Source organism: Sphingomonas aquatilis (assembly GCF_014196115.1).
Classification (GTDB): domain Bacteria; phylum Pseudomonadota; class Alphaproteobacteria; order Sphingomonadales; family Sphingomonadaceae; genus Sphingomonas; species Sphingomonas aquatilis.
In genome coordinates this window covers 1-24,919 of record NZ_JACIDB010000017.1, presented here as the reverse complement: position 1 = coordinate 24,919, position 24,919 = coordinate 1, and the positions used below count along the sequence as shown (strand labels likewise).

General features: G+C 64.7%; 22 protein-coding genes and 2 pseudogenes. 11 read left to right on the top strand and 13 right to left on the bottom strand.

The features are described 5' to 3' along the window. Nucleotides 1–92 precede the first annotated feature (92 nt). Nucleotides 93–2,531, bottom strand: a pseudogene (locus tag GGR47_RS18265) (Tn3 family transposase); the annotation flags it as partial. A 140-nt stretch (nt 2,532–2,671) separates the two neighbouring features. Here GGR47_RS18265 and GGR47_RS19215 point away from each other — a divergent pair. Both GGR47_RS19215 and GGR47_RS18230 read left to right on the top strand, forming a co-directional pair. Beyond that, nucleotides 2,672–5,545, top strand: coding sequence for a PAS domain S-box protein (locus tag GGR47_RS19215; RefSeq protein WP_307724551.1), 2,874 nt, complete (start codon nt 2,672–2,674; stop codon nt 5,543–5,545). A 138-nt stretch (nt 5,546–5,683) separates the two neighbouring features. Then, nucleotides 5,684–5,980, top strand: a complete 297-nt coding sequence (locus GGR47_RS18230; protein ID WP_147036816.1) for a hypothetical protein — start codon at nt 5,684–5,686, stop codon at nt 5,978–5,980. A 7-nt stretch (nt 5,981–5,987) separates the two neighbouring features. Here the strand turns inward: GGR47_RS18230 and GGR47_RS18225 are convergent. Continuing rightward, nucleotides 5,988–6,149 (bottom strand): annotated as a pseudogene (locus GGR47_RS18225) (hydroxyisourate hydrolase); the annotation flags it as partial. Nucleotides 6,150–6,400: 251 nt separating this feature from the next. Here GGR47_RS18225 and GGR47_RS18220 point away from each other — a divergent pair. From GGR47_RS18220 to GGR47_RS18205, 4 genes are read left to right on the top strand one after another with little or no spacing between them, the layout of a single operon-like run. Continuing rightward, nucleotides 6,401–7,363 carry a glycosyltransferase family 2 protein gene (locus GGR47_RS18220; RefSeq protein WP_244305179.1) on the top strand — a complete coding sequence of 321 codons (963 nt, stop codon included), beginning with the start codon at nt 6,401–6,403 and terminating at the stop codon, nt 7,361–7,363. Then, the gene (locus tag GGR47_RS18215) at nt 7,360–8,346 is read left to right on the top strand and encodes an acyl-CoA dehydrogenase family protein (RefSeq protein WP_147036814.1); all 987 of its coding nucleotides are present in this window, start codon (nt 7,360–7,362) and stop codon (nt 8,344–8,346) included. The genes GGR47_RS18220 and GGR47_RS18215 overlap by 4 nt, the downstream gene beginning before the upstream one ends. After that, entirely contained in the window at nt 8,343–8,996 is a 654-nt protein-coding gene (locus GGR47_RS18210) for a PIG-L deacetylase family protein (protein WP_076711214.1), read from the top strand. Before GGR47_RS18215 ends, GGR47_RS18210 begins: the two co-directional genes overlap by 4 nt. Beyond that, nucleotides 8,993–9,589 (top strand): class I SAM-dependent methyltransferase, encoded by a 597-nt coding sequence (locus tag GGR47_RS18205; RefSeq protein WP_147036813.1) that lies wholly within the window; start codon nt 8,993–8,995, stop codon nt 9,587–9,589. Before GGR47_RS18210 ends, GGR47_RS18205 begins: the two co-directional genes overlap by 4 nt. A 95-nt stretch (nt 9,590–9,684) precedes the next feature. On the opposite strand, the gene GGR47_RS18200 is transcribed toward GGR47_RS18205, so the two are convergent. Further along, entirely contained in the window at nt 9,685–11,853 is a 2,169-nt protein-coding gene (locus GGR47_RS18200) for a catalase (RefSeq protein ID WP_147036812.1), read from the bottom strand. Between the two features lie 674 nt (nt 11,854–12,527). Here GGR47_RS18200 and GGR47_RS18195 point away from each other — a divergent pair. Next, nucleotides 12,528–13,703 (top strand): zinc-dependent alcohol dehydrogenase, encoded by a 1,176-nt coding sequence (locus tag GGR47_RS18195; protein ID WP_147036811.1) that lies wholly within the window; start codon nt 12,528–12,530, stop codon nt 13,701–13,703. A gap of 120 nt (nt 13,704–13,823) precedes the next feature. Here the strand turns inward: GGR47_RS18195 and GGR47_RS18190 are convergent, their stop codons facing one another. Beyond that, nucleotides 13,824–14,114: an EAL domain-containing protein gene (locus GGR47_RS18190; RefSeq protein WP_147036810.1), complete on the bottom strand. Its 291-nt coding sequence runs from the start codon at nt 14,112–14,114 to the stop codon at nt 13,824–13,826. Between GGR47_RS18190 and GGR47_RS18185 the strand changes: the two genes are divergently transcribed. Further along, nucleotides 14,082–14,273, top strand: a complete 192-nt coding sequence (locus tag GGR47_RS18185; RefSeq protein ID WP_147036809.1) for a hypothetical protein — start codon at nt 14,082–14,084, stop codon at nt 14,271–14,273. The two genes, GGR47_RS18190 and GGR47_RS18185, sit on opposite strands and share 33 nt — an antisense overlap. Nucleotides 14,274–14,512: 239 nt before the next feature. Here the strand turns inward: GGR47_RS18185 and GGR47_RS18180 are convergent, their stop codons facing one another. From GGR47_RS18180 to GGR47_RS18150, 8 genes are all read right to left on the bottom strand, one after another. After that, nucleotides 14,513–15,640 carry an ABC transporter permease gene (locus GGR47_RS18180; protein WP_147036808.1) on the bottom strand — a complete coding sequence of 376 codons (1,128 nt, stop codon included), beginning with the start codon at nt 15,638–15,640 and terminating at the stop codon, nt 14,513–14,515. Beyond that, complete coding sequence (locus tag GGR47_RS18175) at nt 15,637–16,758, bottom strand: ABC transporter permease (protein ID WP_147036807.1); 1,122 nt, start codon at nt 16,756–16,758, stop codon at nt 15,637–15,639. Before GGR47_RS18175 ends, GGR47_RS18180 begins: the two co-directional genes overlap by 4 nt. After that, entirely contained in the window at nt 16,755–17,765 is a 1,011-nt protein-coding gene (locus GGR47_RS18170) for an HlyD family secretion protein (RefSeq protein WP_183949606.1), read from the bottom strand. Before GGR47_RS18170 ends, GGR47_RS18175 begins: the two co-directional genes overlap by 4 nt. Continuing rightward, the gene (locus GGR47_RS19205; protein WP_246343144.1) at nt 17,762–18,385 is read right to left on the bottom strand and encodes a TolC family protein; all 624 of its coding nucleotides are present in this window, start codon (nt 18,383–18,385) and stop codon (nt 17,762–17,764) included. The genes GGR47_RS18170 and GGR47_RS19205 overlap by 4 nt, the downstream gene beginning before the upstream one ends. 3 nt (nt 18,386–18,388) lie before the next feature. Further along, nucleotides 18,389–19,243: a TolC family protein gene (locus GGR47_RS19200; RefSeq protein WP_244305279.1), complete on the bottom strand. Its 855-nt coding sequence runs from the start codon at nt 19,241–19,243 to the stop codon at nt 18,389–18,391. Nucleotides 19,244–19,740: 497 nt separating this feature from the next. Continuing rightward, entirely contained in the window at nt 19,741–20,070 is a 330-nt protein-coding gene (locus tag GGR47_RS18160) for a hypothetical protein (RefSeq protein WP_147037257.1), read from the bottom strand. 202 nt (nt 20,071–20,272) lie between these two features. Next, complete coding sequence (locus GGR47_RS18155) at nt 20,273–20,908, bottom strand: zinc metalloprotease (RefSeq protein ID WP_147037256.1); 636 nt, start codon at nt 20,906–20,908, stop codon at nt 20,273–20,275. 12 nt (nt 20,909–20,920) lie between these two features. Beyond that, nucleotides 20,921–21,697, bottom strand: coding sequence for a hypothetical protein (locus tag GGR47_RS18150; RefSeq protein ID WP_147037255.1), 777 nt, complete (start codon nt 21,695–21,697; stop codon nt 20,921–20,923). On the opposite strand from GGR47_RS18150, the gene GGR47_RS18145 reads away from it, so the two are divergent. From GGR47_RS18145 to GGR47_RS18135, 3 genes are read left to right on the top strand one after another with little or no spacing between them, the layout of a single operon-like run. Beyond that, complete coding sequence (locus GGR47_RS18145) at nt 21,689–22,249, top strand: response regulator transcription factor (protein WP_147037254.1); 561 nt, start codon at nt 21,689–21,691, stop codon at nt 22,247–22,249. The two genes, GGR47_RS18150 and GGR47_RS18145, sit on opposite strands and share 9 nt — an antisense overlap. Nucleotides 22,250–22,258: 9 nt before the next feature. Beyond that, nucleotides 22,259–22,846 carry a hypothetical protein gene (locus tag GGR47_RS18140; RefSeq protein ID WP_147037253.1) on the top strand — a complete coding sequence of 196 codons (588 nt, stop codon included), beginning with the start codon at nt 22,259–22,261 and terminating at the stop codon, nt 22,844–22,846. Between the two features lie 38 nt (nt 22,847–22,884). Next, nucleotides 22,885–23,274, top strand: a complete 390-nt coding sequence (locus tag GGR47_RS18135) for a lysozyme inhibitor LprI family protein (protein ID WP_147037252.1) — start codon at nt 22,885–22,887, stop codon at nt 23,272–23,274. Nucleotides 23,275–23,540: 266 nt separating this feature from the next. On the opposite strand, the gene GGR47_RS18130 is transcribed toward GGR47_RS18135, so the two are convergent. Further along, on the bottom strand, nt 23,541–24,563 hold the full coding sequence (locus GGR47_RS18130) for an IS110 family RNA-guided transposase (protein WP_147037251.1): 1,023 nt from the start codon (nt 24,561–24,563) through the stop codon (nt 23,541–23,543). Nucleotides 24,564–24,919 lie beyond the last annotated feature (356 nt).

Sequence of the window (24,919 nt, the reverse complement as noted above, 5' to 3'; positions counted from 1 at the left end):
TCACTGCCTCCGTCATGACTCGTCTCCGCTGCTAACAAATCCATCATCAGCATCTCAGATTCGAGCCTCCAAGGCTCCGGCAGTCATGGGGTCTAAGCCTTTTGGGGCACGGTAGCGCCGATCTTTTGGCGCAGCGGCCGTAGCGTGCCGGTCGTTAAGTCATGATCCGTCCAAAGGTAATCGCCGGTCAGATTGATGTGTTGCCAGCCCAGCGGTGACAGATGTTGGAGAAATTCGGCCGGGATTTCCTTTCCTTGCTGCTCCATATGGCGAAGCACCGCCTCGAGGTAGGTCGTGTTCCAGAGGACAATGGCTCCAGCCACCAGATTGAGCGCGGACGCTCGGTGTCCTTGAGCCTGTAGCTCATGGTCGCGTATCCGGCCGGTGCGGTGAAAGAAGATCGCGCGCTTGAGGGCGTTCTGCGCCTCGCCCTTGTTCAGTTCGCGCGTAGCACGGCGCCGTTCTTCCGGCTTTTCGATCCAGTCTAGGGTGAAAAGCGTCCGTTCAACCCGGCCTATCTCGCGTAGCGCCAGCGCCAGGCCGTTGGCGCGCGGATATGAACCAAGGCGCTCGAGCATGGCGGAGGCACTCGTGACTCCGGTCCGGATAGATGTTGCGAGGCGGACGATGTCTTCCCAGTGGCTAGCGATGAGCTGTTCATCAATGGCTTGCGCGGCCATCGGGGCTATGGTCGGCCCTGGCCGCGCATCGCGGAACAAGTGGAGGCGCCGGGCGGCGATATTGGGAATTCGCGGTGCGAACTGGAACCCCAGCAAATGGCAGAGCGCGAAAACATGGTCGGAAATGCCGCCGCCATCGGTATGGTGGCGTTCAATCGCAAGTTCGGCACCATGATGCAGCAGGCCGTCAAGGACGTGGGCTGCCTCGCTCGCACCGGCGGAAATAACCTTGGCATGAAACGGCGCATAGCGATCCGAGACGTGAGTATAGAAGGATACCGAAGGTTCACTGCCCTTGTGGGGATTGACAGAACCGGTCGCCTGCGCGCGGCGATCAAGTGGAAAGTTCTGGCCATCGGAACTCGACACATTTTCATCGCCGAACACATTTGACAGCGTCATGCGATGCTGAGCATCGGCCAACATCGCCAAGGCGGCGCCGTAGCTGTCTTCGCGTAAATGCCATGCCGCAAGCCAACCGAGTTGGCGCTGGCTCACCAAATCGCAGGCCTCTGCCATGCGGGCGTGGCCGAGATTGGTGGCGTCGGCAAGAACCGCTGTCAGGACAGTGCGGGGATCATCATGTACGCGGCCCGTGGTGAGATGGGTAAAGCATTTCGAGAAGCCGGTCCAACGATCAACCTCCGCCAGCAGGTCAGTAATGCGGATGGCCGGCAAATGGCCATACAAGGGAGAGAGTGCCCTTTCGGCTTCCTCCGGTGTGATGGCTCGAAGTGGCGATATCCGCAGCTTGCCGCCTGAAAAGTGCACATCTTCGAGCGCGTCCGCTTCCACCTTTGCGTCCACCTCGGCCAGCCTTCGGGAAAGGAGCGCCTTGCGCTCCTCGAGCCAGACTGCGGCCGTATCGGCGACCGGGACAGGCAATGGACCAGCGGCCCTCATAGCAGTGAACACCGGGGTGGAGATAAGTTGCTGCTCCACGGCTCTGTATCGCCGGCTGCCTTCGACCCACACGTCACCCGCTCGCAAGCGGTCCCGCAACTCGGCGAGGACACAGAACTCGAAAATACGGCGATCAAGACCGGCTCGGCCAATCCGTCGCCGCCATGCCGGTCGGACGAAACCAAGCGCGGCATCTGCTGGTAGCTTGCGCAGGCGGCCACTTCCGAGATCGCGCATTGTCGCGATGGCTCGAGCAAGACCCACACAGGCAGGCACCGCACCGAAGGTGAAGCTTGCGACGAAGGCCGGACCGATCTGTCGCAGGATCGGCAGGTTCGATCGCGCGAGTTCGACGGGATCGAGCGGATCGGGACGGACAAGTCGCTTGGCTTCCTCGATCTCGGAACCGAGATCGTCCCATCCGATAACCTCTTCAATGGCGCTGAGAGGATCTGCACCGCTGTCCCTTGCATCAATGATCGCAGTTCCGAGACGGGCCAGCAGACGAATTTTGCCATTGATGGTGCGTTTGTCGCGCTTCAGCGCAGCCTCTTCCCGGGGCTCGGCACGCCGGAACATCTGTGCGATCAAACGTTCGAACATCATCACGGCATCGTCAGTCAGGGCGATCTGCATTTCGGCAACGGTGGCAGCCAGAATGGCCCGGCGACGGATCGGGTTCAGGACGGATAGATGTTGCTCAGTGAGCCGCACGCCCTCCTGATTAAGGCGCCGCAGTCGTTCTGGATGGACTGGGGCTACAACTTCAGGCTCCAAGCCGACTGCCCGCAATGTGGACAATCGCTCGAGAATTTCCGCGAAGGCACGTCGTCCCGGTCTACCGGGTGGTTGGCGGATCCAGGCAAGAATGCTGATGCGGCCTGCATTGTGCTGCAGCAGCAGCGAGTCCAGCAGGCCGCATTGCACTGAAGTCAGACTTCCCGTCAGCATTGTCCGTCGTCAGAACATTCGGCACAACTCGCGGCGTATATTAGCGGAGTGCGGACCTCGTCAGGGGGTTGATGTTAGGCGGCGAACTTGCGGTGCTGCACCCTATCAAGTTCTCGCGGCGTGAAAGGGCGCAACAGATGTTCGACGTCTTCTTCTGTCTGACCCATCAGCATAACAAGTGGCTGGTCGCGCTCGCGGCCCTGGTCTGCATCGCGGCGACCGGCAGCGTCGTATTCCTGCTGCGCCATCTCGGCGCCGCGCCGGCGCGCGAGCGGTCCCGCTGGCTGCTCGGCGCGGCCTTTGCGTCGGGCACGGGGATCTGGGCGACCCACTTCATCGCGATGCTCGGCTACGATCCAGGCATTGTGGTCGGCTACCTGCCGGGACGCACCCTGGCGTCTCTGGCCATCGCCATCGTTGTGACCTGGGCCGGGTTGCGGACGTGCGTCCTCAGGCAGGACCGCATCGGCTATGTCGTTGGCGCGGCGATGGTCGGCTCGGGTATCTCGGCCATGCACTATCTGGGCATGAGCGCCGTCCTGTTTCCGGGCACCTTCCGCTTCTCGTCCGTCCTGATCGTCGCCTCGGTCGTCCTCGCAGTGCTGCCGGTCGCCCCGGCGCTGTACCTCTCCATTGCTCGCCGCGGCATGGGGACGGGAACTGCCGCTGCCGCTCTGCTGACGCTGGCGATCCTGTTGCTGCACTTCACCGGCATGGCCGCGATCAGCGCCGTGATCCCTGGATCCGCAGCTGGCACGGGCGGGATCGTGCTGTCGCCCGACCTGATGGCTCCGCTCATCGCTGTTGCGGCGCTGGCCGTCCTGGTCGTGACGGTCGGCGCCGCCAAGGCGCGCGCCGTGCTCGCCTTGCGCGCGCGCGGGACAACGGATGCGGGTTGGGCGGCGCTGGTCCGCTCCAGCCTCGTTGCCGAGTTCGACCTCGACGGCACCGTCCGCTGGGCGAACGAAAGCTTCCTCGATACGCTGGGCTACCGGCTGGACGAAATTGCAGGGCTCCCCGATCGCACGCACGACATGGGTGTCAGGGCACCAGGATCGAGCGATCCGGCGTTCTGGGCAAAGCTCGCTGCCGGCGAGCACCAGACCGGTGAGTACCGGCGCGCCGCGAAGGACGGCCGTGTCGTCTGGCTGCAATCGACCTACACCCCGGTGCTCGATGAGAAGGGGCGACCGATCCGGGTTCTGGAGGTCGCAACCGACGTGACGGTGAGCAAGCTGGCGGCTGCCGATTCAGCGGCGAGGCTCGCGGCGCTCGATCGCAGCCAGGCAGTGATCGAGTTCGCAACCGACGGCACTGTCCTTGAGGCCAACGACGTCTTCCTGCGCCTGACGGGCTATGCGCGCGACGAGGTGGTCGGGCGGCATCACCGGATCTTCTGCGACCCCGCTTACGCCGGCACAGCCCACTATGCTGCCTTCTGGGCGAAGCTCGGCCGGGGCGAGTTCGATGTCGGGACCTACCGCCGCGTCGGCAAGGATGGCCGCGAGCTGTGGTTTCGCGCCACCTACAATCCGGTGCTCGACCCGGATGGTTGCCCGGTGAGGATCGTGAAGTTCGCGTCCGACATGACGGAGAGCCGGCAGCGCAACGCCGAGTTCGAAGCGCTCACGCTGGCGATGCGGCGCTCGGCCCTGACGATCGAGCTTGCCCCTGATGGCATCATCCTCGCGACCAGTAACGGCTATCTCAAGGCACTCGGCTATGCACCGGAGGATGTCGCGGGCGAGCATCACCGGATTCTGTGTCCGCCCGACCTCGCCTCGAGTGCCGCTTATGCAGCAGCCTGGGAGACGCTTGGCCGCGGCGAGCACATGACGGGCGTCTTCAAGCGGCGCGACCGTGAGGGCCGCGACCTGTGGTTCCAGGCAACCTACAACCCGGTTCTCGATGCGGACGGCCGGGTCGTGAAGATCGTCGGCTTCGCCACCGACGTAACGGATGCGAAACTGCGCAGCGCCGAGTTCGAGGCGCGCTCAAAGGCGATGGACCGCAGTCAGGCCGTCGTCGAGCTTGGGCTGGACGGAACGATTCTGGAGGCCAACCAGAACTTCCTCGACGCGCTGGGCTATAGCCGGGCCGAGGTCATCGGCCGTCACCATCGCCTCCTATGCGACCCTGACTATGCGCGCTCGCCAGACTATGCCGCGTTCTGGCGCAAGCTTGCCGGCGGTGCCTTCGACGCAGGTCTATACCGCCGGATCGGCAAGGACGGCCGCGACGTGTGGCTGCAGGCGACCTACAATCCGATCCTCGATCCGGACGGACGGCCGCTGAAGATCGTCAAGTTCGCGACCGACATTACCGAGGCGCGTGAGCGCGATGCGGAGTTCGCCGGCCGCGATGCGGCCGTCGATCGCAGCCAGGCCGTGATCGAGTTCGATCTGAACGGGCTGATCCTGTCCGCCAACCGGAACGCGCAGACCATGCTGGGCTACGACAGCGAGGCGCTCGTGGGCCAGCACCACCGCATGTTGTGCGACGCTGCCGAGGCGCGCTCGGCCGTTTACACGAGGCTTTGGGAACGTCTGTCGCGGGGTGAGTTCGATGCGGGGCGATATCGTCGGATCGGGCATGACGGCCGCGAGATTTGGATCCAGGCCTCCTACAACCCGATCCTCGATGCCGACGGCCGACCGAGAAAGGTCGTTAAGATCGCCACCGACATCACGCGCCAGGTGCTGCTGGAGCGGGAAGCCGAGCACCGCCTTGCTGAGAGCGAGGCGATGCAGCGATCGCTCGACCTGCGCCGACAGGCGCTGCAGGACACGGTGGCCGAGCTGGACACGATCGTGACCGCGATTGGCGGCATCGCCGCCCAGACCAACCTGCTCGCGCTCAACGCATCCATCGAGGCGGCGCGGGCGGGCGAGGCAGTCCGGGGCTTCACGGTGGTGGCGTCGGAGGTCAAGAAGCTGGCCAACGACACGCGCGTGGCGACGGAGCGTGCGACGGCCATGATCGGCGCGCGGCGCGCCAGCAATGACGGCTAGTAAGATGATGGCGAGTAGAACGAGATGATGAGGCCCGGTGATAGCAGGCGCTCCCACGAGGCGATCCGCGCCGCTGCCTACGCACTTCGTGACTGCGTCAGGGCTGGACCTCCGCTTACCGACCTCGGCCGGCTACGAATGAACCTGGCCAATACGGTACGGGAGCATCTGCCTACACAGCAGGGCTGGAACAAGGAGGCTCGAGGCTATTTCGCCGATCAGATGCCGACTTACGAGCGGATCATGGAAGAGGATCGCGAGCTTCGACTGCGCTACTCCGACCACATACGGCGTTGGAGCAGCAACGCGATAGCTTCGAACGTTCCAGCCTATGCTGCGGACGTCGCAACACTGGTAGAGCGCCTCGACCGCTACCTGCGGTCGCTTAAGCACGAGCTCTATAAGCCGATGCACCAGGCAGGGATCGAGGCGTGATCGGTGATCAATTGCCCCTGTAGGTGGAGTAGCCGAAGGGGCTGACCACGACCGGCACATGGTAGTGCGCGGCAGGGTTGGTGACGCCGAACACGGGATCGATCTCGGGGAAGAATGGCGCCGCCTTCGCGTCCGGGTAGCCCGCCATGTCGAACTGCAGCTTGTAGGTGTCCGGCGCGAACCGCGACGGCTACCTAACCCGACGCCGATCTCTCGGTCGAGACCCGGCAAACCGGAGTCCTGCATGACGATCTGGCATCTTGCATCACCGCGAGCAGCTATCGAAACCGGCGTTTATCACCTACAGTCCTGCAAGGCAGGGTCGCCGGTCCTGCGAAACCGATGGTGGGGGTGCCGTTGCGACCTGTGTCAGCTGCGATCTGTGTTCCGGTCCGCAACGAGGAGACTGCGTTACCGAAGTTGCTGGAGGCGATCGGGCGACTGGACCTGGGCGACGTCGAGGCTGCCGTGTTCTTCCTCCTCGATAATTGCTCGGATGCGAGCGAGCAGGTGATACGCGAGCATGCTGGTCGCATGGCCCTTCCTTTCACGGTGGCTCAGGGAGACCCGTCCCCTGATGCCAATGCCGGTCGTGCACGCCGGGCCGCCATCGCCCTCGGCCTGCATCATGCGACGAGCACGCCCCACGGTATTCTCCTGACGACCGACGCCGACAGCCAGCCCCGTGCCGATTGGGTCAGGGCGGCACTGCAGGGCCTGGCCTCGGCCGACCTTGTCGCCGGGCGAATCGTCCGGATCGCAGCGGAGCGGGATCCGGTGCAGGGGAGGGTCGAGCGCTACCTCGATCGGCTTCACGCCTACCGACGATCGGTCGACCCCGTTCCGTGGGACAGTCCGACCGGCTCCCACTGCTCAGGAGGCGCCAACATGGCCTTCCGACCCGGAGCCTATCAGGCGCTGGGCGGCTTCCAGCCGGTGCCATGCGGCGAGGACGCCGCCCTGCTCGACGATGCCGGGCGCGCCGGCTTTCGCGTGCGCCGCGATCCCGGCATGGTGGTTGCGACCTCCTCACGGCGGCTCGGCCGGGCACCGGGAGGCATGGCCGCTGCGCTCAGCGCCATCGACCATCATGGGGCACCCTCGATGCCGCATCCGCGAGGGGCGGCATGGCAATACCGGCAGCAGGCGGAGGCGCGCCGCATCTGGGCTGGGCTCCCCGATTTCTTTGTCGCAGCCCGCTTCGGCGACCGTATCGGATTGACCGGTGACCATGTGATCGGTGTCGCGCGCGACTGTCCCAATGCCGAGGCGTTCGCGATGCGTGTCGTGCCGGCACTGCCCGATATACCCGATGTCACCCTCGCTGAGGCCGAGCATGCCCTGGCAACGCTCGAGAACCAGCTTTGCGAGCAGGCGGCATGACGACGGTCGAGGCTCTGCGCCATGCGATCGTCGCGGCGGGGTGGGCGACCGACCCCGTCGGCGATCCGGCGACTCCCGAGGCATATCTGGAACTGCTCCGCCCTCTTTACGCCGCGGGACGCCGGGATCTCCCCGTCGGTCGCCTGCTGGAGGGGCATGTCGATGCGGTGCAGATCGTATTTCGATACGGCACGTCGTCCCAGGTCGCTGCGTTGCGGGCGCGGATCGCTGCGGGAGCGACGTTGGGTGTGTGGAATGCGGGCCTGCCGGGTGAGCCGCTGGTGCTTACCGGCGGACGGCTGACCGGCGGCAAGGGCTATGCATCGGGGGCGGGGATACTGACTCACGCGCTGGTGACCGCGGATAGCGATCGCGGGCCGCAGCTGCTCCTGCTCGACCTGGATGCCGATCCGCCTGCCATCGATCGGGAGTGGTGGCAGACGATCGGCATGCAGCGGTCGGAGACACATCTGGTACGCTGGTCCCGCGCCGCGATCGGTGAAGATGACCCGATCGGCGAGCCCGGCAGCTACGCGCGGGAGCCGTTCTTCAGCGGAGGCGCGCTGCGCCTCGCCGCGGTTCATGCCGGCGGTATCGCGGGTCTGCTCGATGCAGTGCGTGACCACCTGACCACCCACGAGCGCGCTTCCGATCCGTTCCAGGCATCACGGCTCGCCGACCTGTTCCTGCTTGCCCAGGGTGCAGCGGCGAGCATCCGCGACACGGCGGGCGCCTGGTTCAGCGGGACGGATGCGGAACGCCTCGCCCGGGTGTCCGCTGCGCGGCTATCGATCGCCGGTTTTGCCGAGCGCGCCCTGACGATCGCGCAGGAGGCGGTCGGGCTGCAGGGGTTGTTCCTGTCGCATCCGCTGGCGGCAAAGATCGCCGATCTCATGGTGTACCTGCGCCAGCCGGCGCCTGACGCGCATCGCCTTCGCGTCGGCCAGGCTGTCGCCGAGCACATCCTCGACCCCATCCTGTGAGGATCGCGCTGCGAAACGTGCGTGTCGCGCTGGTGATCGCCCCGCACCCGGATGACGAGGTCATCGGCGCGGCAGGCCTCATTGCGCGGCTTCGCCGCCATGGAGCTCGGGTCCGGGTTGCGGTCGTGACCGATGGTGCCGCATCTCACCGGGGCAGCCGAAAATGGCCGAGGACGCGACTGGTCGCGGCTCGCCAGCGTGAGAGCCTTCATGCGCTACGTCGTCTCGGCATCGTTGCTGGCGACGTCTCGTTCCTCAATTTGCCCGATGGCCAGTTGCCCTCGATCCCGGGGCGCTGTTATCGCGCGCTGCGCCGCCAGGTCGCACGATGCCGGGATCTCGATCTCATCGTCGGACCGGCCTGCGATGACGACCATCCCGATCACCGCGCCGTAGCCGCGGCCGTAGCCGGATGCCCGGGTGGCGCCGGTCGGCTGACCTACCGCGTGTGGCCGCCTCGCCCGGACAGGTCCGGACCGGCATGGCGCATCGCTGTGCCTGGAGGAGTTCCGGTTAAGCGGTCCCTGATCCGCGTCTACCGGACGCAGCTCGGCGCCGTTTCCGATGACCCAGCAGGCTTCACGATCGCGAGACACGAGCTTGCGGCCTTTGCTCGTCCGGTCGAGCGCTACCGGCCGGGTTCGAAGTGACGAGCCCGATCGATCTTGCCGGGTTCGCCGCCAAGTTCGCCGGCGACGACGATCCCTGGCGCACCTTCACCGCCCGTGACGAGGCGGTGAAGCGTGCCGCGATCCTGCACGCAATAGGTCACCGACCGGTCGGACGGGTGCTGGAGCTGGCCAGCGGCAACGGATCCAACAGTGCCGCGATCGCGAGGATGGCGTTGCGCCTCGATGCGACCGAGGGCACGAGGGAGGGGGTCGACCTGACGGCACGCGCCGTCGCGGCCTGGCCTCGTGCGTGCGCATCGCTGCTCGTGCTCCCCGGTCGTCCGCCACGTCTCGTCTATGACGTGATCGTGATCGCCGAGATCCTGTATTACCTCTCAGCGCGAGAGATGGCCCGGTTTGCGCGTGAGATGGCCGCTCGCCTGCGCCCAGGCGGCATCATCGTGCTCGCGCACCACAGGATCGATTTCTACGATTTCGTCCAGCATGCGGCAGGGATCCACGCCCGGTTCCTCGCAGAGACCGGGCGTTGTTGGACGGTTCGCACCGCGCGCCGCACCGGCCGCTGGGTCGTTACCGCGGCCCGCGCCGATGGTATGACCCGATCCCGTTGAACGCGAGCGAGGCAGCGCGTCCCACGTCCGTGCGATATGAGGCTTGCCGTTAAGTGGAGCGGCAGGACGTCCACCTGCCGCTCCCGCCAGGGTCGTCAGGCCGCCGCGTCGAGATCGACCTTCATTTCCCGAGCCCAGAACCTGAGGTCACGACAGGTCGTGACGAACGCCTTGACGTCCTTGCTCTTGCTTAGGGCTACGAAGCCATCGTCAAGCTCCGGCACCCGAGAAGCGTCGAACAACGTGGCGGCTGCATCGGTGTAGCCGATGAACTTGCAGTGGCCGAACGCGTCCGCCACGAAGTCCTTGGAGGCCGCATCCTTGGCGAGCATCGCAGCCCCCTCCTCGGACGGGAGCACCGCGACGGCATCGAACAGGACCGAAGGTCCGCCGTCGATCTTCTGCTTGGCCGCGACCTTGGTGCCGTCGTCGAGCGTGACCCCGCCGATCTTCGGCGCGACCACCTCCCAGACCGCGCCTTCGGCTTCCAGCGCCTTGGTCAGCGCATTGAACAGCTCGGCGCTCGACCCATCGGTCAGCAGCAGGCCCATCTTTCGCCCGGCGAAATTCGCCGGGCCGTTGGCGACGATCGAGAGCGCCGACGATGTCGGCAGGTCTAGCGTCGGCTTGGCCGCCTTGGCGGCGTCCGGCAGGTCGAGGCCGAGCCCGTTCGCAACGGTAGCGGCGAGATCCTCGTCGATGTTGCGCAGGTGGCTGACCGCCCGGGCCCGGATGTCGACACGATCTACCTTCGACAGCTCGAACACCAGCGCGTCGCCGATGTGCTTCTGCTCGATCGGCTGCTGGCTGAGATAGAACTGCCGCGCCTGGCTGTAATGATCGGCAAAGGTTTCGGACCGAATCCGCTGCTTGGTCCCCTGAACCTCAGCGGGGAAGCTGGTGAAGCCGATCTCCGGGTTCTCGCGCGGACCGCCTTCCGCGCCCCAGCTGTTCGGCTCATAGTTCACGCGCCCCTTCGGATTGCGCATCGCCATGTGGCCGTCCTGCTGGAAGTTCATCACCGGACAGCGCGGGGCATTGATCGGCAGGTGGGTGAAGTTCGGGCTGCCGAGCCGCTTCAGCTGGGTATCGAGATAGGAGAAGTTGCGGCCGTGCAGCAGCGGGTCGTCACTGAAGTCGATGCCCGGCACGATGTTCTGCGTGCAATAAGCGACCTGCTCGGTTTCGGCGAAGAAGTTGTCGACGTTGCGATTGAGCGTGAGCGTACCGACGATGCGGACCGGCACGTCCTCCTCGGGGATCAGCTTGGTCGAGTCGAGATGGTCGAAGGGAAGCTTGTCGGCGGTTTCCTGATCGAACAGCTGGACGCCGAGATCCCATTGCGGGAAGTCACCGCACTCGATCGCCTCCCAAAGATCGCGGCGATGATAGTCGGGATCGGCGCCGCTGATCTTGACCGCCTCATTCCACAGCACCGACTGGAGCCCCTGGCGCGGCTTCCAGTGGAACTTGACGAAGGTCGACCTGCCTTCCGCGTTCACCAGGCGGAAGCTATGGACGCCGAAGCCCTCCATCGTCCGGAAGGAGCGGGGGATCGTGCGATCGGACATGATCCACATGATCATGTGCCAGGCTTCCGGGGTGAGGCTGGCGAAATCCCAGAAATTGTCGTGTGCGGTTTGCGCCTGGGGGAACGCCCGGTCGGGCTCCTGCTTGGCCGCATGGACCAGATCGGGGAACTTGATGGCATCCTGGATGAAGAACACCGGGATGTTGTTGCCGACGATGTCCCAGTTGCCCTGCTTCGTGTACATCTTGACGGCGAAGCCGCGCACGTCGCGCGCCAGATCGCGCGAGCCCTTGTTGCCCGCTACCGTTGAGAAGCGGACGAACACCTCCGTCTGCTGCCCGACCGTGCTCAGCACGTCGGCGCGGGTGTAGTCGGCCAGACTGTCGGTCAGTTCGAACACGCCGTGCGCGCCATAGCCGCGTGCGTGGACGACGCGCTCCGGGATGCGCTCGTGATCGAAATGGAAGATCTTTTCGCGGAGGATGAAGTCTTCGAGCAGCGTGGGGCCCCGCAGACCCGCCTTGAGACTGTTCTGGGCATCCGCGATCGGGATGCCCTGCTGCGTGGTCATGGTAAGTGCCGCGTCCGAGGTCGTCTGGCGGGTTTCGCCGCCATGGCCCTGCTGCTCGGCATAGTTCGTCGGCTGGTCGGCACCCGCCGGCAGCGGCGGTGCCTTCTTGGCCGTCTCGCCCTTGAGTTTCACCGCGTCGCTTTTGATGCTCTTGCGTGCCATGGACGTAATCCTCCGATCACGCCCTTAATGCCACCAGCGCCACGGCGGTGCGAGGCATAAATCTTTGTAGCGACTGGGAACCGACCCGGAGGAGCGAAAATCAAGTTCTGTCAGTCGAGCATGGTTGCCGGTTCGGACGACAGGCGCGGGCTCGGCAACGTAAGTGCTCATGGCTGCGCAGAACCCGACTGCGGCTTCCTTGGTCTTGGATCACAGCCAGGGAAAGCCGATATGAACCGGTTGAGGATGTCGTAATGCCTTGCCGTTAGCCGAGCATGATGTACTCCCAGGTCGTACAGGTTTTCGACTGCGTCCGGCACGACCACGATCCGTAGTTGGTGCTGCTCGCGGGCCTGGTTTGCCTCTGCGGTATCTATGCGTCCTTTGCCCTGGCCGACCATGCCGTACGCTCAGGGCGGAAGACGCGCAGCCTGTGAGAACCTGTCACCATCGTGTCGGCCGGCTGCACGGCCTGGGCGACCCACTTCATTATCTTGCTGGCTTTCAAGCCGGGCATGCCGTCTGCGTTCAACCCGCTGGCCGTACGGCCGTTTTACGGCCGCTCGTTGATGTAAACGAATCAAATGGACAGGGACCCATGCCGCGGCTCAAGGCGTTGAGCGTCATAGACATGGCCCTGACGACAGGGACATCCACTCAGATGAGGAAACGACATGCGCGCACTATGCTGGCACGGTAAAGGCGATGTCCGCGTCGACACCGTTGCGGATCCCGAGATCAAGCACCCGCGCGATGCGATCATCAAAGTAACCGCCTGCGCGATCTGCGGGTCGGACCTTCACCTGCTGGATGGCTACCAGCCCACCATGGAGGCCGGCGACATCCTCGGCCACGAGAACATGGGCGAGGTCGTGGCGCTCGGGTCCGAGGTCACCAACCTCAAGATCGGGGACCGGGTGGTGGTGCCGTTCACGATCAGCTGCGGCGATTGCTGGTTCTGCAAAAAGGGTCTGTTTGCGGCCTGTGATCAAACCAATCCGAACGCCGAGATGGCCGCCAAGGCGATGGGCCATTCGCCCGCCGGGCTGTTCGGCTTCAGCCACATGCTGGGCGGCTACTGCGGCGGCCAGGCGGAGTATCTTCGCGTGCCGATGGCGGATGTCGGTCCGATCAAGATTCCCGACAACGTTACCGATGAGCAGGCCCTCTTCCTATCGGATATCTTCCCGACCGGCTACATGGCCGCCGAGAATGCGCAAATCGAGCATGGCGACACCGTCGCGATCTGGGGCTGCGGTCCGGTCGGCCAGTTCGCCATCCGCTCCGCGCTGATGATGGGCGCCGGCCGCGTGATCGCGATCGACGAGGTGCCCGAGCGACTCGCCATGGCGGAGGCCGGTGGCGCTGAGACGATTAACTTCGCCGAAACCGATGTCTATGACGAGCTGCAGGCGCGAACCAAGGGCCGGGGCCCCGACAGCTGCATCGATGCTGTCGGCTGCGAGGCGGCCGCGCACGGGGCGGCGGACGCGGTCATGGACAAGGTGAAGGCAAGCATGATGCTCGCCACTGATCGCGTCCACGTCCTGCGGCAGGCGATCATGAGCTGCCGCAAGGGCGGCACGGTGTCCGTGCCCGGCGTCTACGTCGGGATGGGTGACAAGCTTCCGATCGGTGCAGCGATGAACAAGGGGCTGACGATCAAGCTTGGGCAGACCCACGTGCAACGTTACACCAAGCCGCTACTGGATAAGATCGTCGCGGGCGAGATCGATCCCAGCTTCGTGATTACGCATCCGGCCAGTCTTGAGGACGCGCCCGAGATGTACGCCAAGTTCCGTGACAAGCAGGAAGGTGTAATCAAGGTTGTCATGCGGCCGCACGGCTGATTAGCGGAACAACCGGGAACAGGACGCTTATCGACGCCGATCGCCACCGCCGCTGTGCATTATGTTCAGCGGCGGTGTCGATCAGCTTGCGCCAAGTATGTCGGCAGATCTAGGTGTCAGTCAGGCTGCAACGGATGTTTCTTGCGGAGAGGCAACGAGCCATAGCCGCAGCGCTTCTTCCTCCATCGGACGGGCAAAATAGTAACCCTGCGCCTCCTCACATTCCAACTCGGCCAGGATCGCCGCGGCTGCGGCGGTCTCGACGCCCTCGGCAACGACCCGGTAGCCGAGATCGTGCGACAACGTGATCATCGACTGGACAAGCGCCCGTCCACGCTCGTCATCGGCCAGATCGCGAACGAACGATCGATCGGGCCGGTGCCCACCATCGCGGTCGCACCGATCGGACATACCGCGACGTTGCTGACCGTGGTGTCCATGGCGGCGCTCGGGGTCGATATCCGCACCGTCGCCAACGCTGGCGGACGGGTCACGCTGGCGGTGGTGATGTCGCTCTTCTGCTTGGGCGGAATCAGCCTGATGCTGATTTGCATGTTGAAGCTGTCGTGAGGGGCGGCGCGAAGGGCCTGAAGCTTGGCTTTTGGCGTTTGCCCGCTTACACCTCACCCGATCAACACCTACTCTCTCGAAGGTGGTGGTAGGACGCGCTTGAGGCACTTGCACGCTGCCAAGGTCCGTCTGCGAAAAGGGGATGCCGGCGTATTTCGGCAATTGGTACCGCTCCGTCACCTGTGTTTCGTGGCGGGGCGGTATCCGAACTCATCGGCTGTGTAACAACATGCAACCGATCAGCCCGCCGCATCGCTGGTCGGATCCTCGCGTCCGGCATGCGCTCGACCGAAGCACCAGATCGCCCCGTATCCGATCATCAACCCGATCAGAACCAACAGCGGGGTGGCGGCTTCAGCGATCGAAGCACCCATCTGGTTGAAGCGTATGAACAGGTGCATGGCGGCCGTGGCCGGTGAGAACCAAGCGATCGTCGCCAGCCAGCCCGGCATCTCATCGAGCGGCCATGCGAACCCGGCCAGGAAGACGAGCGGCACCGAGGTCGGCATCAGGAGCTTCAACGCGTCGTCGCCGCTGCGGAACAGGCTTCCTGCGACCAGTCCGAGAGCGGCTACCGTGGCCGCGAACACAGGAAGGGCGAGCAGCAGGCCGGGCACATTGCCGGTGCGTGGCACGTCCTGCACCCAGAACGCGAACCCGAACACGAACAGACCGGCAAAGATGCCGATCAGCGTCATCGCGATCCAGGTGCCGAGTGCGGTTGCCCGGTCGCGCTGCCAATCATCACGCCGACGTCGTTCAGCGATCAACCGCGCCGACGCGAAAAGCAGCGTTTGCTGAAGTATGATGTTGGCGATCGCCGGGAACACGTAGTCGCGATAACCGCCGGTGGTGTTGAACAGCGGCTGCATGACGATTGTCGCGCCGGACCCACTGTGACGAGCGGTGAGGGCCCCAGTCACTTCAAGCGCCTGCTCCCTCACGACGTCACCCAGCGCGCGGGCGATCCCTTCGGCACGCACGAAGTATGCCCCGTTGACGATCAAGGCCGCCCCCGCCCCGGGCCGCCCCTTCAGTGCCGCTCCGCCGAGACCTTTCGACAGGTAGAGAATGCCGTCAGCACGTCGTTGGCGCACTTCTTCACGCGCCGCCATCATGTCGGGCACCAGCGCGACGATCCGAACGGCGGGCGTCTCCCCCAGATGCCGGATCACGGCTCGGGAGAGCGGTGTTCGATCGCGGTCGACGACGACCATCGGCAGGGCCAGCGCCTGCTGCTGCGAATAGGGTGCAGGGTAGTAGAAGGCGTAGAATAGCACCGAGATGACCGCCAGCGACACGAGCTCGCGCGCTTGCAGGACCTCGAACCATGTGGCTTCGAAAGCGCGGAGCAGACGGGTCGTCATCGGCGCCGCTGACGTGTCATCAGGAACAGGGCGAGCAGGCCTGGGCCAAGCGGATAAACCAACAGCCATCCCGCCTCTACGACCGCGGGGCGGAGCGCCGCTCCCATCGCTTCGTCCATCTGCAGGCGCAGATAGTGGGTAAGCGGCAGAACCGCATTCCAGGCCTGCGCGACCCAGGGCGCGCCGTTAATCGGAAGTGATGCGCCCGAATAGGCCAGCGCCGATCCGGCGATGATGACCGCACCCGAAAGCGCCGTCGCTGTCTCCCGCGTAACGGCCAACAGGAACAGGCCGATGGCAATCGTCGCCACGAACAGCAGGAACAGGCCTAAGAGGACCACCCACAAGCTACCCTCGAGCCGATACCCACGTGCGAGGGTCAGCCAGAGGAACCAGGCAGTTCCCCACAAAGTGCCTGCGGCGACGTGCGGGATCATACGGCCAGTGATCCACATAGCCGGCGCGGCCGTCCTGCCTGCGAAGGTCTCGAACGACTTGCTGTCCAACAAGAGGCCGGCCGAGCCGATTGCGGTGACGGCGATCAGCAGGTGAAGCACGCCGGGGCCGAGCAGCAGTCCCAGATACCATTCCAGACTGAGCGTCGGGTTGCCGAGCAGGCGCACGTGGATACCAGGCGCCAGACGCGGCACCTGGTCGAGCCCGGCAAGATGCGTTGCGCTTGTGGCATTCATGCCGAGCGCCGCGGCCGTCGCCAGTTCCAGGTCGGTCGAGGCAAGCGAGCCCGCAGCAAGGAACTGGGCTTGGTAGAGGATCTCGATCGGCTGTTGTGTGTCGCCAGCCGCGCCGACGCGCGACGGGATCACCAGGACCGCTTGCGCGTCCTCGCGGCGAATCGCCGAAAGGGCGACGCCGATCTGTGGCGTCACCCCGGTCAGCTTGAGCCTTGGGGAGGCTTCGATCGTGCGCACGATCGCGCGCGCGAGCGCGCCACCATCGCGGTCCACGACGACGACCTTGAGACCATGAAGCGAACCTGGAAAGATCATCGCTGCCATCGACACGAGCAGAACCGCCGGGAGCAGCGTGAGCAGCGCCAGATCGAGGCGGGAGCGCGCCAGTCGGCCGATCTCGACGCGCAAGCCGGCGGACAGACTCATTGCGGCCAGTCGAACAGGACGCTCATCCCCGGCCGTAAGGCTGGCACCGGCTGCACGGGTTCGAGCTTCACCTCGAATGCGCGCACGTCATAGCCGCGCGACTGGCGATCGGCCCTGAACGTCGCGAACTCTCCTTGCGGGGCGATGTGCTGGACACGGAAGGCAACCGAGCGGTCGAGCGCGGGAACGCGGCCCGTCAACCGTCGTCCGACCGTTATGCCATTGTACTGGCTTTCCGGGAGGTTGATCGTGACATACGGGTGATCGACATCGATGACCTGAAAGGCTGGCAGTACCGGACTGACCAGCTCGCCCGGCTCGACAAGACGGCGCGCGACCTCGCCAGCGATCGGCGAGACGAGCCGGGTTTCCTGCCCGAGTGCGTTGGCCGTTGCCGCGCCGGCAGCCGCGATGCGGACCTGCGCGGCCGCGACTTCCCGGGCCGCCGGACTAACACCGGCCGCGGCCTTCAAATATTGTGCTTTCGCCGCCTCGGCCGTTTTCGCGCTGCTTTGACGCGCGGCATGCGCCTCATCGCGCCGCTGGGCGGCGATGACGCCCTCGGCGTAGAGATGGTCCGCGCGCATGCTGGTCTTGGCGGCGAGATCGGCTGCTGCCTGGGCTGCCTGCCACGTTGCCTTGAGGGAGGTCAGATCCTCGGGTCGGACGCCATCATCGGCAAGCGTCTGCGCCGCCCGCGCGCTGTCCAGCGCCGCCTGCGCCTGCTGTTGTCCATTCGCGATTTCAGGGCTGGACAGCGTTGCGAGCACCGCGCCGGCGCGGACCCGGTCGCCTTCGCGGACGCGAACCGTTTCCAGCCGTGCGAGCGCCTTGGTCGCAACATTGACCGAAGCCGCATCGACCTCGCCCTGAAGTGGCGGGGCCGCGGGTTGCGCCGCGAGCCATAAGCCGACCGCCAGAAGCACGGAGACGAGCGCCAGGCCCATGTACAGAAGGATGCGCTTACGCCGGCGCGAATGTTCCGGTTGCACAGCCGGCTCGCTCATCGGGATTGCTCCGGCATGACGTGGATATCAGCTTGCCTCAGATAGTCGGAGAAGCGGTCGAGCTCGCCTGCCGAGGCAAGCAGACCGGCGAGCGCGAGATCATATTCATACGCGGCTGCGATCCGCTGGGTGCGGGCGGTCGAAAGCGCTGCCTCTGCACCGAGCACCACCGTCATGGTAGCTTCACCTTCCGCGAACGCTGCCCGCTGCACCCGCAGGTTCTCGCTAGCCGCTGCTATCGAGCTGTCGAGCAGCAGGAACGAGCGTCGTGCGCTTTCCGCCAGGTCCCAGGCGCGACGCGTGACGTTCGTTGCCGTCTTGCGCGCCTCCCGGGCGGCATCTGTCGCTGCCGCCTGATTGGCACGTGCCGCCGCCAGCGTGTGCCCACGATCGACGTTGGACAGCAGCGTGATGCGTGCTCCAATCCCGACCACCCAATCAGGTTCAGTGGGCAGCGCGTCGCTGCGGTTGAGGTTGTACTCTCCGAAGGCGAAGACCTGCGGCCTGTATCGCGCCCGCGCGAGGTCGACACCCGATGCGGCCACTTCGCCGGCCGCATCGGCCTCGCGCGACGAGGGAAGGCGATCTTCATGGCCGAGAAAGGCCGAGACAGGCGCCAGCGGTTAGGAGCGCACTAACAGAGGGGTGGTGGGCTGCACCGCGTCAACATCGAGTGTGTCAGCCAGTTCCTCGCGTGCGGTCTGATGTGCCAATACCGCGCGGTCGAGCGCGCGCTCCGCCGTGTCTCGCGCAACCTGGGCTTCAAGCGTCCGCGCATGCGCGATCACACCCTCGGCCTCGAACTTGCGCGCGTCGCTATAAAGGCTTGCAAGCGCGTCACGGGACTGGCGCGCTGACGCTTCCAGGGCACGCGCCGCCAATTGGCCGAAATACACCCGGATGAGGTTGATGTGCGCTGCATCACGGATCTGATCCGACCTCGCTTCGGCGAGCGACACGCCTGCCGACGCGGCGCGCTGCACCGCGGGGATCGCACCTCCCGTGTAGATCGGCAGAACCGCCTGCACGGTCGGGTGTACGGCCGTGTCCCGGTAGCGATAGGAGAGACTGTCGGGGATGGCCGAGAACAGTTGCGGCAAGGCTCGCGACAACCTGCCGGTGATCGCAGCGGCGATGTCCTGAAAGCCAGGCGGCAGCGTCGAGGGGAGGTCGGAAAGGTATTGTTGCGTGTCACCGAGCGCGTCCTGTTTCGGGCCGGTGAGGTCGAGCGACAGGGTTTTCTGATATTCTAGGAGCTGTGCCGACGCGGTAACGATCGGGCGGTGCAGGGCCCGAACGGCCGCCTCCGTCTCGCGCGCTGCCCGCGTTGAATGACCGGCACCGCTCAGAGCCGAGGACCGACCATCGAACCGCGCAGAAGCGGCAGCAAAATCGAGCGGCACCGTTTGATTGCCGCTCGGCTCCTGCCCGCAAGCCGGGCCATAAAGCGCGAGAATGCAGATGGCGGAAATCGCCATCCATAATCCGCGGCGCAGTTGGCGACGATCAGCCATCCACGTCGACACCAAACGTGGCCGACAACTTTCGATGCGATCGTCGGCCTGCTAGAGGCTGAATGTCAGGATCGGTAGACAGAACAGGTAACAATATGATCCCCTTCGAACGGCTTCTGGTCGCGGCAGCGATACTGGTTCTGGCATCTTGTGAGCGAACCTCGGTTCAGGATCAACACGACGTGACCAGCGCTCAGCACACGGCTGAGGCGTCCGCCAGGGGCGAACGGCACGCAGAGCCGGACGTCGCCTGGGCATCGCTTGACCCGAAGGTTGGTCAATATCTGTAGCCGCTCGCAATCGGATGGGCTCCTGCTCGCAAACAGATCACCTTTCTGCTCGGATTAGCTGACACTGAGCACGCGCGACTGCTCACGTTTCCTGATAATGTGCTCGCCATCTTCTGCGGCTGCTCGCAATCAGTGCGCCGCGCTCACGCTTGGCGCCACTGACGGGAATGGTCAGAATCTGATCCCCTCGACTAACCGAGTTGCGGCCTGGCAGCCCGCAGGCGTGGCGCACCAAGCCCTGACTTCAAGGCCGGGGCTCCGGACGCGACGGCGTTGCGCCTCTGCATTGAGGGGGACGATAGCGGCGTAGAGGAGATCGGGCTCTTTCTGTCCGGCACTTGCTGGCCTGAACTTCCGGAGAGTTACGTCATCGATGTTGAGGGTCGAGGGCGCAGTTGTGGAGAGAGACCGGCGGGCCAGGCCGTTCCCGAACGAAATCTCCACCCGATAACCGTTCCCCTCGACCATGCGGCCGTCCACATCTCCTTCGAGCTTGGTCACCTGAGCATCCTGCACGTCGAACGTGCAGCAGCCAGCAATCAGCAGGCGGTCGCCGGCTACATTGCGGGGGTGGACCGAATGCTCGGTTCCGACCGGGCCGGAAAGCTCGGTGGACCGCGGCTCCTTATCGGAGCCGCGGTCGCACTCTGCCAAGGCGATGCAGGCCAAAAGCCATCCCGCCCCGATCGAGGCCTTGCCTCGATTAGCCATAGAACCCGACCAGCAGCGCCCGCTCGTCAGAGCATAGGCTTCGCTTGATCTGCCCAGGGTTGAGATAGGTCGTCATCAAGCATGGCCCTGTCGAACCATCGGTGCGGTGGTCCATCCCTTTCACGTGACCCATCTCATGCGTCATCGCGGACTGCCAGTCGATATGCTGGCCGATATTGCTCGACGTAATCGACGAACCGCAGATTAAATCGGTCGATTGCGCCGTGTCGCCCGTGTCGTAGTAGATGCGGTCGGTGTTCACGTACACGGTCGCATCGATCGCCTGCGCAGGCGCTGGACCGGAATAGCCGTAAATAATGGTCCGCATGATCGCCGACATGCTGGAGCCGTCCTGGATGTTGATGAATTCCGGGTCCTCGGTCGCCGAGTAGTAAGTCGACGTGTAGTTCTGCGTCGTTCCGGTGAGCTGGAACGAGCGCCCCGCGGCGTTGATCGTGTCGACCGCGGCCTTGGTGTTGGCGTCGCAGGCGGCCGGAAGCGCATAGTTGATCTTCACACCCCGCGAACCGTTCGGGAAATAATAGGGTTGCGGGATCGGCCCGGCAAACGCCGGTGCGGCGTTGGCGAAGGCGAGCACGCAGGCGAGCAGCGCAGATTTCCTGGTCATTTTTCCTATTCCTTACTTCGTGGCAGCGGTGAGGGGGTCGAGGGTGGTGGCGGTCGGATATCCGCCGGTCGGAACCAGCGACTGTCCGTTCACCAAAAAGACGGGCACGACTTCGACGACACAGCTGGGGCACCGCGCGCTTCCACCCTGAGGAGCAAGCTCCGTCTCGTAGCGCGAGCGCGACGCGAGCAGGGCAACCGGCGCACCGTTCGCCAACGGATCCTCGTCGCTTGCCGAGAGCCGCCGCCCATCGGGCAGCTTACCGCTCGTCCGCCGAAATTTGAGCGTGTCGCCGACCTTGGCCTTGCCCTTCAACGCCTGGTCGACGACCACCGATACAGAGGACGACGCACCATCGTCGAGCTGCTCGGCTTCGTCGGTTCCCGAGACATGACCGATCACCACGGTGTCGGCGAGCAGCGCTTCCTGCCCAACCGTGGCACCACCCCTGATATGCGCCGCCGCGGCTTGAACGAGTGCGGTGGATGCCTCAGCCGACCGTCGCAGATCGCCCGCGTGAAGCCCATAGATTGAGAGCGTCTGCGCCACATCGACGAGGAAAGGGTCGTTCAACGCCGAACGGGTGGCGTCGTCGGTGACGAACCGTGGCGAGGGTGGCGAGAGCCGGGCCGCTTTCACGATGGCGTTCACCTGTCCGAAGTCGGCCAGGTCGCCCAGATTGCCCGACCGACGCTGTTGGACGTCGCGTTTGTGGGTAAGGAAGGCTTTCGTGCTTTCCTCTTGTGAGCGTCCGCCCTGATCGCGGCCGAACTGAATAGCGTGACGCACATCCTGCTCATCGAGAACGACGCTGGCACCGCAAGGGAGGTCACTCTCGAATTGGCCGCAAGCGGCTACCAGGTGACGCATCGCTCGACAGTCGCCGATGGGCTGGACGCGGCGCGAAAAGGGAACGCGGATCTGCTGATCGTCGATCGCCAGCTCCCCGATGGCGAGGGACTCGACCTCATTGCCGACCTCCGAGACGACGGGCGGCGCACGCCGGCGCTGGTGCTGAGCGCGCTCGGCAGCCTGGATGACCGCGTTCGCGGCCTCCGCGCCGGCGGTGACGATTACCTGCCCAAGCCGTTCGCGCTGGTGGAGCTGGTCGCGCGGGTCGAGGCGCTCTTGCGGCGACCCGACGAGACCCGCGAGACCCGGCTGATCATCGGTCCGCTCGACCTAGACCTGCTCGCCGGCTCCGCATCGCGCGCTGGCCGCGCACTCGAGCTGCTGCCGCGCGAGCTGAAGCTGCTGCCGCGCGAGCTGAAGCTGCTGGAATATCTGGTGCGCCGGCCTGGCCGGATCGTCACCCGCTCGATGTTGCTCCAGGATGTGTGAGGCTACGCCATGAACGAGGACGGTTCCCGCGTCCTTACCGTCAGCAGTGCTGGGCTCGTTCAACTCTGGGACGGCAACGGTCGCGAGCTTCGCCGGATTGATTGGCCCGACCAGCCCTCGGGAGCTAGCGGCTATCCCGATGGGCGAGCGGCGATCGCTGGTAAATTCGGTGTTGTCGTCGTTCATCAGAACCAAGTCTTGGTGATCGACGTCACAAGCGGAGAGACCTTGGCGCAGCGGGTCGTGGACGCAATGATGGTCGACGACCTTCGTAAGGTCGAACGCGACCGGGTTTTTGCGGCCATCAAAGCCCGCGACTGGAGCGGCGGTGCCCGCGAAATTACCCTACCTGGGGGCGAACTGGTTGAGGTTCCCGGCCTCACAGACCTTATGCGACTGGGTCCGAGCTACTGGATGGCGGGAAGCCGCGCCCCATTCACGCTCCACCGCATTGGTGGCGTTCCTGCAACCCGCTCGTCGGAGCGATCGTGTTCGTTAACAGCAGTCTTGGCAAGCCTTTTCGCATCACCGCCTTCAGAGATGGTCCAAGATCTAGAGAGAAGGCGACGATGCAAAATCGGATATCAACGGCTATAGCATTTCTCTATGAAACTCGACGCCAAGGGTAGGCTGATATGATCGTCTTGATGCTCGCTGCGGCCTCCCTGCCATGTGGCAAGGCACCTTCTAATCTAGATGCCAAAGTCTGCTATGGGCAATTGGCCGAGCAGACCGATCGCCAAATGGCTGCTCAATGGAAGATCACACTCAAAAAGCTGCGGGCCGAAGATGTTGATAACAGACGTGAGCGTTTGAACAAGCCCAGCATGGCAGATGGCTTGCTTGACTCTCAACGCGCATGGCTTCAATATCGAAAGGCTCAATGCAATATGATTAGCGATCAGGCTGCCGGAGGCACTGGTTATTCAGAATTAGGTGCAAGATGCGAGATTGCATTTAACCTTCAAAGAACCGCCGAACTCAAGCGACGCGCTGATGGGTTCTTGAAACCATCCTTTGAATAGTAGCGCGGAGCGTCACGCAGGCACAGACGGCGGTGGCGCGAAACACGCAACTATTCGTGGTCAGCGGCCCTCCAAGGCGAGGTCAATGCCGGGCACAAGGTTCGTTCCGAGGTCGGCAGGCCGCCTCACGATGGGTGTCCGTTGGCTGGCGCTGCCTCAATGTTACAGCCGCGCGGGTCGATGCCGCGACGATCGCTCCGAGGTCAACGCCGGCTCGCGTCCCGGCAAGGACGCCTCCCCGCAGGGAGCTTGGGGACTGAGGCGCGCTAGGCGGCGACCCTCCACTCGAACTCGGTGCCATCGGACCAGATGGCGTGCATCATGACGGCCAGCTTCCGCGCGATACCAACCTGCGCCTTCTTCGGTCCGGTACGTTCCGCCAGTCGAAGGCCCCACGCCCGCAACGGCGTTGGCTTGGTCACGCGGGTGAGAATGACGTTGGCCGCCTCGAACAGGTAGCTGCGTGTCATGCTGTCGCCACTCTTAGTAATCCGGCCGGTCCTGTCCATCTCGCCCGACTGATGCACACGCGGGGTCAGGCCAAGGTAGGCGCCGACATCCTCGGAGCGCTTGAACCGCGACGGGTCTTCTATGTTCGAGTAGTAAGCCAGCGCGGTCAGGTGGCCGATGCCGGGCACGGTCATCAGCCGGCCGACCGTCTCGTTCTCGCGCGCAGCGGCGCGAAGCTGTCGATCATACGACGCGATTTGGTCGACCACCGTCTCAAGCACGGCGAAGATCGGCCTCGCGAACGCGGCATAGGCCGGGTCCAGCTCCATCGCCGCTGCGGCACGGTGCTTGAACGTGCGTCCGGCGGTCTTGGTGATAATGAGGCCGAACCGCTTCACCGCACCCCGCAACGTGTTCTCCAGCGTGCGCCTGGTCGCCAGCAGCATGCGGCGGCCGAGCAGCAGGCTACGGATGGCGTGCGCTGGTGCGCCCCGAACCCAGGCTTCGCGGTACCAGCCGACGCGCATCAGCTCGGCGAGGCCGCGAGCGTCGTTCCGGTCAGTCTTGTTGTTACGGGCGGACAGAGCCTTATGCGCATGGCGGGTCTCAAGGCAGACGACAGGCAATCCCGCCGCTTCCATCGCGCGGAACAGCAGCGCCGCGGTCTGCCCCGTCTCCAGACCGATCCGCTCCGCATCGTCGGCGTGTTCGCGGACGCAGGCGATCAGGTCGTCGGGCCGGCTCTTCACCTTGCCCTCGAACCTAACCTTGCCACCGGCATCCAGCACGCGCACGCTCGTCTCCGCCAGGGAGACGTCGAAACCGACATAGCTCGTCATCAGGATGTCCTCCGTCACCAAAGTGGCGGCAGCGCCACGGTGAGGATCATGCGTCCTGCGAGCGCCCGCTGTTACCCCATGTATGCCGCTCGACGAGGATTATTGCGTTTGGCGTGATATTCCGGGCGATGCGATCCACGTGCTGGACGTGACCGGTAGCGTGTGGCGAAGCTTTCCTATCGGCCGAGTTCTCAGCGGGACCGATATCGTCGATGTGGTGCGCTCGGGCGGGACCTTTTACGCGGTGATCTGCAGCCCGCCTTGGCGACGAAGGCGCCCTCGCCATAGCTGCGCGGATGGCGGGCGATCTCCTCGCCGGCGATGCTGATGACGACCTCGTCGACGAACCCCTTCAC